12 protein-coding genes and 1 pseudogene are annotated in these 13953 nt (G+C 68.5%); 10 read left to right on the forward strand and 3 right to left on the reverse strand.

The window, feature by feature from the left end:
* Positions 1 to 215: 215 nt before the first annotated feature.
* From H4V95_RS03175 to H4V95_RS03185, 3 genes are read left to right on the forward strand one after another with little or no spacing between them, the layout of a single operon-like run.
* A complete protein-coding gene (locus tag H4V95_RS03175; protein WP_209728729.1) occupies positions 216 to 1949 on the forward strand; it encodes a hypothetical protein in 1734 nt (577 codons plus the stop codon).
* 5 nt (positions 1950 to 1954) lie between these two features.
* Positions 1955 to 2761 carry an endonuclease III gene (gene nth, locus H4V95_RS03180; protein ID WP_209728731.1) on the forward strand — a complete coding sequence of 269 codons (807 nt, stop codon included), beginning with the start codon at positions 1955 to 1957 and terminating at the stop codon, positions 2759 to 2761.
* A complete protein-coding gene (locus H4V95_RS03185; RefSeq protein ID WP_196865402.1) occupies positions 2758 to 3417 on the forward strand; it encodes a CoA pyrophosphatase in 660 nt (219 codons plus the stop codon). The genes nth and H4V95_RS03185 overlap by 4 nt, the downstream gene beginning before the upstream one ends.
* Before the next feature lie 10 nt (positions 3418 to 3427).
* On the opposite strand, the gene H4V95_RS03190 is transcribed toward H4V95_RS03185, so the two are convergent.
* Complete coding sequence (locus H4V95_RS03190) at positions 3428 to 5155, reverse strand: bifunctional 3'-5' exonuclease/DNA polymerase (protein ID WP_209728733.1); 1728 nt, start codon at positions 5153 to 5155, stop codon at positions 3428 to 3430.
* Positions 5156 to 5305: 150 nt separating this feature from the next.
* On the opposite strand from H4V95_RS03190, the gene ssd reads away from it, so the two are divergent.
* From ssd to H4V95_RS03225, 7 genes are all read left to right on the forward strand, one after another.
* The gene (gene ssd / locus H4V95_RS03195; RefSeq protein ID WP_209728735.1) at positions 5306 to 6388 is read left to right on the forward strand and encodes a septum site-determining protein Ssd; all 1083 of its coding nucleotides are present in this window, start codon (positions 5306 to 5308) and stop codon (positions 6386 to 6388) included.
* The gene (locus tag H4V95_RS03200) at positions 6385 to 7581 is read left to right on the forward strand and encodes a TadA family conjugal transfer-associated ATPase (RefSeq protein ID WP_245345550.1); all 1197 of its coding nucleotides are present in this window, start codon (positions 6385 to 6387) and stop codon (positions 7579 to 7581) included. Before ssd ends, H4V95_RS03200 begins: the two co-directional genes overlap by 4 nt.
* A gap of 8 nt (positions 7582 to 7589) precedes the next feature.
* Positions 7590 to 8357, forward strand: a complete 768-nt coding sequence (locus H4V95_RS03205) for a type II secretion system F family protein (protein ID WP_209728737.1) — start codon at positions 7590 to 7592, stop codon at positions 8355 to 8357.
* Positions 8354 to 9004 carry a type II secretion system F family protein gene (locus H4V95_RS03210; RefSeq protein ID WP_209728738.1) on the forward strand — a complete coding sequence of 217 codons (651 nt, stop codon included), beginning with the start codon at positions 8354 to 8356 and terminating at the stop codon, positions 9002 to 9004. The genes H4V95_RS03205 and H4V95_RS03210 overlap by 4 nt, the downstream gene beginning before the upstream one ends.
* Before the next feature lie 282 nt (positions 9005 to 9286).
* A complete protein-coding gene (locus H4V95_RS03215) occupies positions 9287 to 9505 on the forward strand; it encodes a DUF4244 domain-containing protein (protein ID WP_196865397.1) in 219 nt (72 codons plus the stop codon).
* 27 nt (positions 9506 to 9532) lie between these two features.
* Positions 9533 to 10129 carry a TadE family type IV pilus minor pilin gene (locus H4V95_RS03220; protein WP_209728740.1) on the forward strand — a complete coding sequence of 199 codons (597 nt, stop codon included), beginning with the start codon at positions 9533 to 9535 and terminating at the stop codon, positions 10127 to 10129.
* Positions 10129 to 10527, forward strand: a complete 399-nt coding sequence (locus tag H4V95_RS03225) for an Rv3654c family TadE-like protein (RefSeq protein WP_196865395.1) — start codon at positions 10129 to 10131, stop codon at positions 10525 to 10527. Before H4V95_RS03220 ends, H4V95_RS03225 begins: the two co-directional genes overlap by 1 nt.
* Before the next feature lie 89 nt (positions 10528 to 10616).
* On the opposite strand, the pseudogene H4V95_RS03230 reads toward H4V95_RS03225, so the two are convergent.
* Both H4V95_RS03230 and H4V95_RS03235 read right to left on the reverse strand, forming a co-directional pair.
* Positions 10617 to 11514: pseudogene (locus tag H4V95_RS03230) on the reverse strand (IS5 family transposase).
* A 46-nt stretch (positions 11515 to 11560) separates the two neighbouring features.
* Positions 11561 to 13912 carry a DEAD/DEAH box helicase gene (locus tag H4V95_RS03235; protein WP_196865394.1) on the reverse strand — a complete coding sequence of 784 codons (2352 nt, stop codon included), beginning with the start codon at positions 13910 to 13912 and terminating at the stop codon, positions 11561 to 11563.
* Positions 13913 to 13953 lie beyond the last annotated feature (41 nt).

Raw genomic sequence — 13953 nt, forward strand, 5'->3', positions numbered from 1 at the left:
GTTCTGCCCTTCTTCTGCCGATGATCTCTCTGGGGCGGTGAGCCAGACGGTTCGAACCGGCACGCCGCACCGCGATACTGCTGATCAGACTAACCGGGGATGCGGTGGAAATGTGCGCGCGCTCACACTCCCAGATGTGAAAGGCAGAGATTCTGCGGTGAGCGGCGGGACGCGGGGTCGGCGCACCGCCGAATGGCTAGTGAAGGAGGGGTGGGGTGGCTAGGCTGGTGCGAGAAGAGAACGCTGGCGACTGCGGCCTGCCCGGCCGCCGCGACGAATGGAATTTCGACATGACAGATCCGCAGACCGGCCGGAGTTCCGGCACCAGTGGCAGCACCCGCGTCGAGACCGGGAGGACCGGCGGCGAGGCGGTGGCGGGGCCGTTCACGCTCCGCGAAACGGTGATCGGGGGGTCGGTCCTGGTCATCTTCATTGGCTCTGTTCTGCCCTTCTTCGAAGCCATGGGGCGGTTCGGCAACCTCTGGAACTCGTCCTCGCTGTTCTTCCTGGCCATTGGGATTGTGCTGCCGATCGCCACCGCAGGCCTGCTGACGGCTCGGCGGCTCGGCACGGACACGCGGGTCGGTTCCCTGTCGGTCGACCAGTTCGCCTCAGTGGTCGCCGTGCTGGCCACCGCCTTCTTCTTCCTGCAGACCGTCACCTCCTTCCATTACGGTCCCCTCATCTGCCTGATCGGTTCGCTCGGGATGCTGGCGGCGACGGTCGGTGGACCGCATCTGCCCGGTTTTGCGGTCGACTTCGCCGGTCGTCCGTCCGCCGAGGCCCATGTCATGGCGCGGAAGGTATTGCCGGCCAAGCCCAAAGCGCCCAAAGCACCGAAGGCACCCACGGACACGGCTACCCAGTCGGAATCGGCCGAAGAGGTCACCCAGTGGAGCGATGGAGCCGGAAGGACAGGTGCTGCCGCTGCTGCCGGCGCCGCCGCCGGGTCACCCGCGGGATCATCAGCGGAAGGCCGCCAGCCGGGGACCCCGAAGAAGCCCGGCAGTGCGCTGCGCAACAAGCTCGGGTTCGGAGCTGCTGCCAAAGCATCAGCCACGGATCCATCCCGCAGCACCCCCGACGCCCACCTCGACAGTTCGGTCGCTGCGGTTCCCGGGGTCCAGGACAAGGAAATTTCCGACGCCGACTCCTCGGGCTACCCCCGGTTCGCCGACGAGGACTTCGCCCCCTACGCCACGTCGGCCGATTCGGCGAAGTCGCCGGATTCAGTGAAGCTTGCCGGGGCGACGTCGTCCTCCGACAAAGAGGAACCAGCTCGTTCAGCAGCACCAGCCGGGACGGCCACTCCAACCGGGGCGGCCACCCCAACCGGACCGACGAATGCCGGAAACGATGACGCGGCCACTGCTCAGCGGGAATCCACCGAGCAGCGGGACTCCACCGGGCAGCGGGACTCCACCGGGCAGCGGGACTCCACCGAACAGCGGGAATCCACCGGGGACCAGCGCGCAGAGCGCGACGCCGACCGGGGTACCGGAACGAACGCCGGATCCCGCCCAGCGGAGCAGGCCTCGGCGGACACCGGCCGGCAGGACGCCGTCTCCGGCGGAACCGCCGGCGGATCCGCCGCCAGCACCGGCGCTGCAGCCGGCGCTGCAGCAGCCGCTGGCACCGCCGCTGCAGCCGCAGCGACCACCGCGCAGCCGGTGGTGGAGCACCGCGGCAGCGGAAACCACGAGTCCATCTCGGCCACCAAGTCGGAGGACGAGGGGCCCGTCGTCGAAGCGTTCTGGTTCGCGGTAGGAACCCCCCGCCCCGTGGTTGACGAGGCCTCAGGGGTGGAACTGTTCGTCCTGCGCCCGGGTGACTGGGAAGTGGGTATCGAGGATCGCGGTGAGGAATTCCTGGTACAGGACAAGCGCACCGGCCGTGTCGGAGTCATGCGGGACCTGAGCAACATCGAGCGCGCCCCGAGCGACGGCTAGGCGCGGTGGTCAGCAGGACTCCCGCGGTCGGGGCGGACCTTTCGCCGCTGGCGGTCAAGCGGCGCGCACGTCGGATCCACCGGCGGTTGGCGGAGGAATACCCGTACGCCGTCCCGGAGCTCGACTTCACGAACCCGTTCGAGTTACTCATCGCGACAGTGCTCTCAGCCCAGACCACCGATGTGCGGGTGAACCTCACCACGCCCGCACTGTTCGCCCGTTACCCTGACGCGCGCAGCCTGGCGGAAGCCGACGAAACACTCCTGCAGGAGCTGATCAAGCCCACCGGGTTCTTCCGTGCCAAGGCGAGGAGTCTGCTGGCGCTGTCCACCCGGTTGGTCGACGAGTTTGATGGCGTCGTGCCGGCGCGGCTGGAGGATTTGGTAACTCTCCCCGGGGTGGGGCGGAAAACGGCGAATGTGGTGCTGGGCAATGCGTTCGGCATCCCGGGGATAACCGTCGATACCCATTTCGGGCGGCTGGCGCGGCGTTTCCGGTGGACCGATTCCGACGACGCCGTCAAGGTGGAGGCCGACGTCGCCCGCCTGTTCGAGCCGCAGGACTGGACCCAGTTGTCCCACCACGTGGTCTTCCACGGCCGGCGTGTCTGCCACGCACGGAAGCCCGCGTGCGGCGCCTGTCCGCTGGCGACGCTCTGCCCCGCCTACGGCGAGGGCGAGGTGGACCCGGTCAAGGCCACCAAAGCGCTTAAATACGAGTTGGCACCCGACAGGGAAGAATTGCTGCGCCTCATGAAGGATGGCGCAACGCGACGCGAACTGCAGGCCGCCGGCTACAGCCTCGGACCATGAGCGCCCGGGAACAACTGCTGGACCTCGCGGCACGGTCCACTGACCTGTGCGGGACTCTGCGCGGCGTCGACCCGGCGTCGGCGCGCCACGCTGCCGTCCTGATCCTGTTTGGTGCACTCGACGACCGGCCCGCGCAGTTCCAGGCGTCAGCCGTGCCGGAGGACCTCGACATCCTGCTGGTGTTGCGGTCCGGGTCGCTCACCGATCATCCCGGCCAGGTGGCTTTCCCCGGTGGACGGATCGATGACGACGACGACGGCCCGGTTGCGGCAGCCCTCCGCGAGGCCCGGGAGGAAACCGGCGTCGACCCGGGCGGCATCGAAGTGCTCGGGCCGCTCCCGGAATCCGGGCTCCCGGTCAGCAATTTTCTGGTCACCCCGGTGCTGGCGTGGTGGACCCGGCAATCACCGGTCACCGCCGTCGACGAGGCGGAGTCCGAACACGTGTTCCGCCTCCCGGTCGCAGACCTTCTTGATCCTGCGGGTCGACGGTCGGTCGTCGGAAGCAGGAACGGCGTGAGGTGGACGACCCCGGCTTTTCTGGTCGGTGACGTCACGGTGTGGGGTTTCACCGCGATGCTGCTGGACGGCCTGTTCGATGACCTCGGGTGGACCATTCCCTGGGACGCCTCCGCCGTGATTCCGGCGCCGCTCTAACCAGGGGCTGTCACTTGGCATCGGCGTAGGAGTCCACCACCATCACGTTGACGGCGAACTCGATCGGGATGTCGCCGAACATGAGCCGGGTCGCCGACTGGGCCGCCGCCGTCACGAGGCGGCAGACCTCGTCGACCTGTGCTTCGGGGATATGGAGCATCACCTCGTCGTGAAGGAAGAACACCAGTTGGTCCACCGGAGCGGGCACTGCCGCCGCGCGCAGCTCGCGGCGGAGCTCGGCCAGCCAGCACAGCGCCCATTCCGCAGCGGTGGCCTGCACCACGAAATTACGGGTGAACCGGCCGCGCGACCTGGCCAGGTTGTCCGCCCGGCGTTGCTCATCGGCGCTGGCGGTCTGCTGGGCGGCCACCCACGCATCCGTCGCGGGGGGACAGCCCCGGCCCAGATAACTGGTCACCACGCCGCCCGCTTCGCCAATGCGCGCTGCACCCTCCACCACCTGTATCGCCTGGGGGTAGGTGCGGGCCAGCTGCGGCATCAGACGTCCTGATTCGCCGGTGGTCGCTCCGTACATGGCCCCGAGCATGGCGAGTTTCGCCTTCGCCCGGTCGCCGAAGCCCTGCTCGGCAATCCCCTGATACAGGTCCTTCCCCCGGGCGGCCGTCGCCAGCGCCGAGTCGCGGCCCAGCGCGGCCAGTACCCGCGGTTCGAGCTGGGCGGCGTCGGCAACCACAAACCGGTGACCGGGGTCCGGGCGGACGGCGTCGCGGATCTGTTTGGGGATTTGTAGCGCCCCGCCGCCCCGTGAGGCCCACCGGCCGGACACCACGCCTCCGACGACGTACTCGGGCCGAAAGCGGCCGTCCTGTACCCAGGCGTCAAGCCAGGTCCAGCCATTGGCGGTCAGTAGTCGGGAGAGCTTCTTGTAGCGCAGCAGCGGTTCGATCGCGGGATGGTGGTGCTGCTCCAACTCCCAGGATTTGGTGCTGGTCACCTCGATGCCGGCCCGGTGGAGTGCCCGTAGCAGCTCCTGCGGTGAATCAGGGTTGAACCCGGGATTGTTCAGATGACCGCGCAACTCGCCCGCTATCCGCTCCAACTCGCGTGGTCGTGTGCCCTCGCGGGGTCGGGGACCCAGCTCGGATTCCAGCAGTTTTTCGTGCAGGTCGCGGCGCCAGGGGATCCCCGCCGCCTCCATCTCCGCGGCCAGCAGTGCACCGGCGGACTCGGCGGCGAGCAGCAACGCCAGCCGCTGGGGCTGGCTGCCGGTGGACACTGCCTGTTGTTGCTGGCGGAACTCTGCGAGGACAGCCTCGGGGCCGGGACCGCTGGGGGCGCTGGGTGTGTCGAAGAGGCTGAACTGGCCGGCCTGTTCAGGGAGCGGCGGAAGCTGCCGGGCGGGCTGCTGGTCCGGTGCGTCCGCTCGGTCCCGCAGGTCCGTCACGTAGGGCAGGTCGGCGCTGAAGCTGGAGTTGCGGAGGATCTCCCGGGACAGGCTCAGATCATGGCAGCGTTCAACACTGATCCCCGCCGCCAGCAGGGCCGGGTACCAGGCGCGGGTGGACTCCCACACCCACCGCACGCTCTGTCCCTCGAAGTGGCGGACCGCCGCGGGGAAGTCGCCCTGTCCGACGGCGATTGCGTCACCCGCGGGGGCCCCTGTCCCATCGGCGGGTTGCAACACCGCCATCTGCACAGCTGACGCGGCTTCCGGAGGTCCCGGCGATGGGGCTGCCTCGGCCCCGCGAGGGGATGGGGCTGAGACAACTACATACATGGCTACATTCTCCCCTGCGAAGCCCTACCTCCTGCACAGGCAGGGGCAGCCGTTGGCACTCCTCCTCCACCGGATGCGACGTCGGACGCTTTGTCCACATTGGCAGTGAGCAGTCAGGGTAAGCGCTGCTTCCCGCGGCACGCTAAGGGCATGACAACTGGCCAACCGTGGCTCCCGGCACCCGACGACGGGGGTGCGGCGCTTGTGACTGGCTCGCAACGCATCCGCGACGAGACGGCACGGGTGGCAGCTGCCGCGGGTCTTGAGCTGACGGTCACCGGGACGCTGTCTGAGGCACGGATGCAGCGGCCAGCAGTCCTGCTGGTGGGAACCGACATCGGCGCGACTGGGCCGACGTCGGACAGTGACCTGATCCTGGTGGGGCTGCAGGGAGAGGAGACCAGCGCGTGGGAAGTGGCGTCACGGATCTGCGCGTCACAGGTCGCACTGCTACCGGCCGCGGCACCTTGGCTGGCCGGGAGGTTCGCTGCACTACGGACCCGGGGTCCGGCAGGTCATCTGCTGGGAGTGCTGGGCAGCACGGGCGGGGCAGGGGCAAGTTCCCTCAGCTGCTGGCTGGCGCTCGCCGCCGCCCGCTCCGGCCGATCCACCCTGCTCCTCGATGGTGATCCGGGTGGGGGAGGGCTGGATCTGGCGCTGGGGGCCGGGCGGGGGCCGCGTGTGCGGTGGGAGGACCTGGGTGAAGTCAGCGGCACGCTCAATCCCGATCAGCTGGTCGGCGCCTTGCCCACGGTGTCGGGTGTCTCAATCCTGTCCATGAGCGGAGCCGGTGCAGCCGAGTCCGACATCCTTGCCTCCCCGGCCGCGCCGTCGGTGGTGGATGCCGTCCGCACCGCCTTCACGCTGACCGTTGTCGATCTGCCGTCGGGCTGGCCGGCAGGCGGGCCGCTGCTGCAGGTCTGCGACGCGGTAGTGCTGCTGGTTCCGGGCCGTGCCAGATCAATTGCGGCAGCCCGCTCCCTGGCGCACCAGACCCAGCACCTGCCTGGCTCGGTAGTCGCCCGCGGCCCGCTGGTTTCGGGGCTGGACCCACACCGGGTGGCTGAGCTCACTGGGCTACCGCTGGCTGGCTACCTTCCCCAGCTGCGCGGCGTGTACACCGCCGAACATCAGGGGCGGCTGCTGGAACTCGGGTCCCAGCGGGCTCTCCGGCGGCTCACGTCCGCCCTCCTTGACTCGCTGCCGGACGTGGCTGGGCGGACACGGAGATGAGCGACCGGCCGGCGATCCGCCGTGGCGACCGCCTACCTGGCGACGTCGGAAGGTCAATGGTCAGCGAAGTGCGCCGGGCCGTCCTGGCGGATCAGCTCCCACTGACCGGTGCCCGCCTGGCAGCGGCGGTCCAGTCGACCGGCAAGCTGCTGGGGTCCGCGGGGACCCTCCGCACCGTGGACCGGGTGCAGGCCGAGCTGCAGGGTTTAGGGCCGTTGCAGCATCTTCTCGCTGACCCCATGGTCACCGACATCCTGGTCAACGGGCCCGACGAGGTGTGGGTGGACGGCGCCGACGGTCTGAGGCGTGCCGCGGTGAGCTTCGACGCGGACGCCGAGGTACGGTCGCTGGCCGTTCGACTCATTTCGGCGGGTGGGCGGCGGCTCGACGACGGCAACCCCTGCGCCGACGTCCGGTTCAGGACGTTCCGGGTGCACGCTGTCCTCACCCCCGTCTCCAATCGCGGAACGCTGCTGTCCATCCGCATCCAGCGCCCCCGCGAGTTCACTCTGGGGGAGCTGACCCGGTCCGGCACCCTCGAGACGGAAATGTCGGAGGTGCTGCGCGCGGTGGTGGAACAGCGCCTCAACTTTCTGATCAGCGGCGCCACCGGCACCGGCAAGACCACCCTTCTGTCGACTCTGCTGGCGCTGAGCGCCCCTACCGAACGGCTGATCACCGTCGAGGATTCGGCGGAGTTGACCCCGCGGCATCCCCACACGGTGCCGCTGCAGTGTCGTCACGGCAATGTGGAGGGCGCCGGAACCGTGGACCTGGCAGAGCTGGTCCGGCAGGCGCTCCGGATGCGACCGGACCGGTTGATTGTCGGCGAGTGCCGTGGAGCCGAGGTCCGGGAACTGCTGGCCGCGATGAATACCGGCCATTCGGGAGCCGGCGGAACGATTCACTCCAACTCGGCTGAAACAGTCCCGGGGCGTCTGACGGCGCTGGGATCGCTGGCGGGATTGAGCCGCGAAGCCGTCACCCTGCAGGCGGCCAGTGCCCTCGACGTCGTCGTGCATCTGGTCCGCACCATCAGTGGCCGCCGGGTCGCAGCAATCGGCCTCGTGGAACTGGACGAGGCGAGCCACCTGGTGGTGCGGCCGGCTCTGCTCCGGAGTGCCGGCGGGTGCGACAGGGCACCCGGCTGGCCCCGGCTGGAAAACCTGCTCGGGCACGGGCCGTCCCGATGACCGGGACCATGGTCGGCGCTCTCCTGTTGGCGAGCTTCCTGATCCTTGCCCTCCCCTCCGACGGTGGCGACGGTCTGGTTCCTCGGCGGACCAGCGGGGTCATCGGCTGGAGGCGCTCCGCGCGGCCAGCCGCCGTCGATCCGGCAGAGTTGCCGTTGTTCGTGCATCAACTCACCACCCTGCTGCAGGTCGGGAGGTCACCGCACCAACTGTGGCAGGACATTGCCCTGCTCTACCCGGCGACCGACGACGGCAACGGGCGAAGGGCTGCAGCCGGCTTCGCCCACTTCGCGGCACCCGTGCTGAGGGCCGCCCAGCAGGCGGCAGCCATCGGCGCGGGTGTCCCGGAGGTGCTTCGGACCGCGGCCGCCGAGCCACCCAGGTCCAGCGGCTTCAGGCCAGGCCGGGCGCGAACGCCACCCTCGGTGTGCGCCGGCCTATGGCGGGATTTGGCAGTGTGTCTGGAGGTTTCAGAACGGAGCGGCGCACCGCTGACCGAGGTCCTCAGTCGATACGCGTCCCAGCTCGACCTTGCACTCGACTCGGCATCAGCCCGTGCGACCGCCCTGGCGGGTCCGACGGCGACGGCCAGGTTGCTCGGTTGGCTACCCATGGTCGGACTCGGGCTGGGCTATCTGACCGGGCTTCAGCCGCTCGCCGTCCTCTTTGGATCGGCTGCCGGGGTAACGGTGTTGTGTGCGGGAGTCTTGCTGATGCTGCTGGGGCGGTTCTGGTCCGGACGGCTGGTCGCCGCGGCCGGAAAGGAGTCGGGATGACCGGTGTGGTGGTCTTTCTCCTGGCCTTCACCGGTTTCTGGCTGCTGGCCAGCTCATTTCGCTTCCGGATCGCGGCGTTGGACTCCGAAGGTTGGTACTCCGGCGGTGTCTCAGGCGTGGAGTTCAATCCGCCGCGTACCGGTCGGCGACAGGGGTGGCACCCATTCCGCGACCGCGATCATCCGGAGGAAGCGGTCCATCCGCTCGACCCGGCCGTGATGATCGACCTGCTGGGGGCAATGCTGGTTGCGGGTGCGCCGGTTGGGGATGCGCTGGGAGCGCTTGCCAGTTCCTGCCCGCCGCCCCTGGCGTGGGGGCTCCGGTGCGTAACGGGGGCTCTCACCCTCGGAGCGGACTGGGACGCGGCCTGGAACTCAGCGCTGTCGCAAGCAGATCGCCCCACCCGTCGGGTGCTGGCGGAACTGAGGGATGCGCTGCGATTCTCCGCGCTGACCGGTGCATCCTCGGCCGGGATGGTTCACTCCTACGCCGCACTGTTGCGGCGCCGGAGAAATGGTGAGGCAGAACGGCGTGCCGCGACCCTCGGTGTTCGCCTGGTAGTTCCCCTGGGGCTGTGCTATCTGCCGGCCTTCATCTGCCTGGGGGTGCTTCCAGTGGTCCTGGCGCTGCTTCCGCGCTGGGCGTGACCCGGGGCAGGGCCAGCACCGGCAGTCCAGTAAACGCAGTGTCAACGTTGCCGTTGCCGTTGCCGTGGGCGTTTGCCGTTGCCATGACCGTGAGCGTGGCGATCGTCATGACGGTGGCAGTCGCTCGGGTGGCCGACTGTCGGCGACTTATCCACATAACGAGTGCGGGCGAACCGCAGCCCCGCGTGAACGGGCAGAGTCTCAGCAGGACACAGCAGCGTCCTAGCCGATCGAGACCCCGAGGGGCGGGGCTCTCACCAGATGGATCACACGGAGGAAGATATGTCGTCAATCAAGGTATTCGTTTCAAGCAGCGGCCGGCGCCTGGCCAGGGAGGTACGTCGTCTGGGCAGGTCAGAGGCGGGGATGGCAACCGCGGAGTACGCCATTGCCACCCTGGCTGCGGTGGGGTTCGCTGCCCTGCTGGTGGCGATTCTGTCCAGCGGTGAGGTCAGGGGCATGCTGATGAACCTGATCAGCTCGGCCCTCAGCTTCGGGTAGCCCACGGTGTCCCCCCACCCCCACCCAATGAGACGTCGGCCTCGGCGCGGGACCGGTCTGGTGCCCCGCCGTGAGCCAGCACAGTGCCCGCGACGGCCCGAATCCCAGTGCGGGGCGGTGACGGCGGAAGTGGCGGTGGCACTGCCGTCCTTGATCCTGCTTCTGGCACTGCTTCTAGGCGCCGCCACGGCTGGACTGACCCAGCTCAGATTGGAAGAGGCGGCCCGGGCGGGCGCCCGGGAAGTGGTCCGGGGAGAGCCAGCGGATCAGGTGGAGGCAACGGTGCGCAGGCTCGCGGGCCCGCAGTCGCGGCTGGAAGTGGCGGAGCAGGGTGTCTGGACCACGGTGACCGTCGGGTCGAGTGTCTCCCTGCCCGGGATGGATTTTCTGGGATGGGACCTGTCGGCGTCCGCCACGGCCCGGGCCGAACTCCAGGAGCAAGCCCCCCGGACGCCGGATCCGGTTGCGTCAGTCGCAGGTAATGACTCAACCGCTCGCCCTTTCGGCACCGCTTGTCCTCCGGGCCCCGCTTGCTCTCCCGGCCCCGGTAGCCGTCCCGACCCCGGTAGCCGTCGGGGTGGTTGCCCGGCAACGCCCTGTCAGGTACCCGCGGTGCACGCCTGATGAGGGGGTGGACGCAGCGGCGGCGCCGTGGCGCTGGCGCGGAGGTGGGAGCCGGGACAGTGTTGACCTGCGGGCTCGCAGTGCTGCTCATGTCCCTGATTGCCGCGGTGGTTCTGCTGGCCCAGGCAGGCGCTACGGCGTCCCGGGCAGCCACTGCTGCCGATCTGGCAGCGCTGGCCGCCGCGGACGCGTCCCGCGGACTGCTTCCCGGCGACCCCTGTACGGTGGCCGCCGAAACCGCAGCGGCACATGGGGCAACCCTGCAGTCCTGCAGCAGGGACGGACCGGGTGGCACCGTCGTGGAGGTGCGCACCTCTGTCAGGGTGGGCCCAGCGGCCCACTGGTTCGCGCTGGTCCCGGACGCGACCGGCCGGGCGCGTGCCGGGCCGCCGCCCTGACCCGCCAACCTGGGGGTGGCCGCCCTGATCTGCCAACCTGGGGATCGCCGCCCTGACCCGTCAACCTGGGGATGGCCGCCCTGATCCGCCTAGGGCGTGTCTCCTAATTCTTTGAGCCAAATAGTGATGGCTCGGAGTACGACTCCTCCGCGGTAGGTGAGGGCGAGTTTGTCGTACCGGGTGGCCAGACCGCGCCATTGTTTGAAGGTGTTGAAGGAACGTTCAACGACGTTGCGCCGTTTGTAGGCTTCCCTGTCGAGACCGACGGGTCTTCCACCACTGCGGCCGCGGCGTTTACGGTTCGCTTGCTGGTCGGAGCGTTCCGGGATGACCGCCTGGATCCCGCGGGAACGCAGGAGGTTCCGGTTAGCTTTGGAAGAATACGCCTTATCTCCCAACGCCCGGTCCGGCCTGGTCCGAGCCCTGCCTTTGCCTATCCGCGGGACGTGCAACGCATCGAGCAAGAGCGGAAACATTGGTGAGTCCCCGCCCTGGCCCGGTCCGATGAGCATCACCAACGGCCGCATTTTCCCGTCGCAGAGATGATGGATTTTCGTCGTCAACCCGCCACGGGAGCGGCCGATCGCGTGGTCAGGAGGCTCCTCGCGCAGTTTCATGTAATTCGACAGGTCCCCCTGTGGTGCGCGGAAGGTTGGTTGCGTGTTGGTGAGCCCGGTTCACTGTCGAGTCCACGGAAACCTCCCAATCGATCATCCCTGCCGCGTCAGCTTCTGCCAGCAACTGGGTGTGGATCCTGTCCCAGGTGCCATCGCTGCTGAACCGGCGGTGGCGTTTCCACACCGTCTTCCACGACCCGAAACACTCCGGCAGATCCCGCCACGGGATTCCTGCCCGGAACCGATAAACGATGCCCTCAACGACCAGCCTGTGATTGTTGAAGGGGCGGCCCGGGCTTCCGTCCGAGCTTGGCATCAACGGCTCAATCCGAGCCCACTGAGCATCCGACAAAACAGCAGTACGTGACATACCACCAGCATCCCAAAGACCTCACCGAACAATAAGGAGACACGCCCTAGCCCGGGATACCAGGATTGCTGGGGTTGCCGCCCGGGTCCTGGGCCAGCAGGAGGGCAAGCAGGGTGGTGGCACCTGACTTGCTCAGCGGGTTATTCCGGTTCCCGCACTTGGGTGACTGCACACAGGAGGGGCACCCGGTGTCGCACTCGCAGGCGCGAATCGCATCGAGGGTCGCCTTGATCCAGATCCTGACGGCGTCGTACCCCCGTTCGGCGAAGCCTGCCCCACCCGGGTGGCCGTCGTAGACGAAGATGGTCGGCACCATGGTGTCGGCGTGCAGGGCGGTCGACACTCCGCCGATGTCCCAGCGGTCGCTTGACGCCACGAGAGGTAGCAGGCCGATCGCGGCGTGTTCGGCGGCGTGTAGGGCTCCCGGCAGATCGGCTGCCGTCAGGCCGTTGGCCTCCAGCAACCGCTGGTCGAATTCAAACCAGACCCCCTTCGTGTGGAGGTCACGCGCGCCCAGCTCCAATGGTTCCTCACCGAGGATCTCGTTGGAGACGAAGGCCTTCCGCTGGAAGGAGACTACCTGGGTGGTGACCAGCACCTCACCGAACCGGATCTGGACTCCACCCCAGTCCTGGGTGCGGTCAGTCCCGATCACCTCGATCTCGGTGATGTCCCTGGCCTGGGTGTAGTAGTCAGGGTTCGAGCGGGTCACCATCGCGCAATGATCCTGCTCGTTGAGTTCGTCCACCACATAGGTCTGCCCCTGGTGCACATAGATCGCGCCGGCGTGCGCCTGGTAGTGGCTCTGCGGCGAATCCATGGTGCCGAGCATCGTGCCGGTCCCGGTTTCGACGATGCTGATGGGTCCACCGCCGTCCGCGCGAAGGTTCACCATCGCGGCTGCACTCTGCGGATGGGTCCAGAACCAGCCCGCGGGTCGCTGCCGGAGATACCCCTGCGCCACCAGTTTGCCCAGCAGGGCTTCGACACCCACCCCGAAAAGGGGCAACTCGGAGGGGGTCAGCGGAAGCTCCGCCGCCGCCGCACACAGGTGAGGGCCCAGCACATACGGGTTGGTCGGGTCGAACACGGTGGCTTCCACCCCAACGTCGAACACCGCCTCCGGGTGGTGCACCAGGTACGTGTCCAGTGGGTCGTCGCTCGCGACGAAAGCGGCGAGGGCATCCTGACCGGAACGCCCGGCCCGCCCGATTTGCTGCAGGAGCGACGCCCGCGTGCCCGGCCAGCCAGCCACCAGCACCGCGTCCAGCCCTGAGATGTCGATGCCCAGTTCCAGGGCGGGGGTGCTCGCAACGCCAAGGAGTTGCCCGCTGCGGAGCGCCGCCTCCAGTTCCCTGCGCTCTTCGGGTAAATAACCCGACCGGTAGGCCGCAACCCGGGAAGGCAGGCTCGGATGGACCTCGTGGAGCAACCGTTTCGACATCGCCGCGATGCTCTCGGCGCCCCGTCGCGACTTGATGAACGCGATCGTCCGCACCTGCGCGGAGACCAGGTTCGTCAACAGGTCAGACGTCTCGGCGATGACGGTCCGGCGCTTGGGGGCGCCGTTCTCCCCGCGGAGCTCGGTGAGCTCAGGTTCCCAGAAGGCCACTGTGGTGGACCCGTGGGGCGAGCTGTCCTCAACAACGGGGGTCGCCTCGCCGCCGATCAGCTTCCCGAAGGAGGCCCCGGGGTCGGCCGAGGTGGCGGAGGCCCCAATGAAGACGGGGGAGGCGCCGTAGTATTCGCAGACCCGGCGCAGCCGCCGCAGGAGGTTCGCCACATGGGACCCGAAGACTCCCCGGTAGCTGTGCGCCTCGTCGATGATCACGTACTTCAGCCGTCGGAAGTACCTGGCCCACCAGGCATGGTTGGGGAGGATCCCGTAGTGCAGCATGTCAGGGTTGGCCAGCACCAGGTTCGCGTGATCCCGGATCCAGCGGCGGGCGGTGGGATCCGTGTCGCCGTCGTAGGTTTCCGCCCGCACCGTTGGAATGTTCAGAGCCTTGACGGCGGCCAGCTGGTCGGCGGCGAGGGCTTTGGTCGGGGCGAGGTACAGGGCCACCGAGCCGGTGGGCTGTAAGGAAACCTGGTCTCCGAGTGCCGTCCGGTGGATCTCGTCGAGGACCGGTAACTGATAACAGAGTGACTTTCCGGATGCCGTTCCGGTGGCCACAATGGTGTGCTGCCCGCTATGGGCGGCGTTGGCCGCGGTGACCTGGTGCCGCCACGGCGTGGGAACCCCCAGTGCGCCGTAGGCGGCGACAACGTCGGGGTGCGCCCAGGCCGGCCATGGCTCGGTGACGGCCTGCCGGGCCGGGATCTGCCGGACGTGGACCAGCTGCTCCGGTTCGGCGCCCCCACCAAGCAGGGGGATGAGGGAGTCATGTTGGGCCACGGTGCCATTGTGTCACTCCGGCTGCCCCCCACCCGCGGGGA

It is taken from the genome of Arthrobacter sp. CAN_C5, from assembly GCF_017875735.1.
Taxonomy (GTDB): Bacteria; Actinomycetota; Actinomycetes; order Actinomycetales; family Micrococcaceae; genus Arthrobacter_D.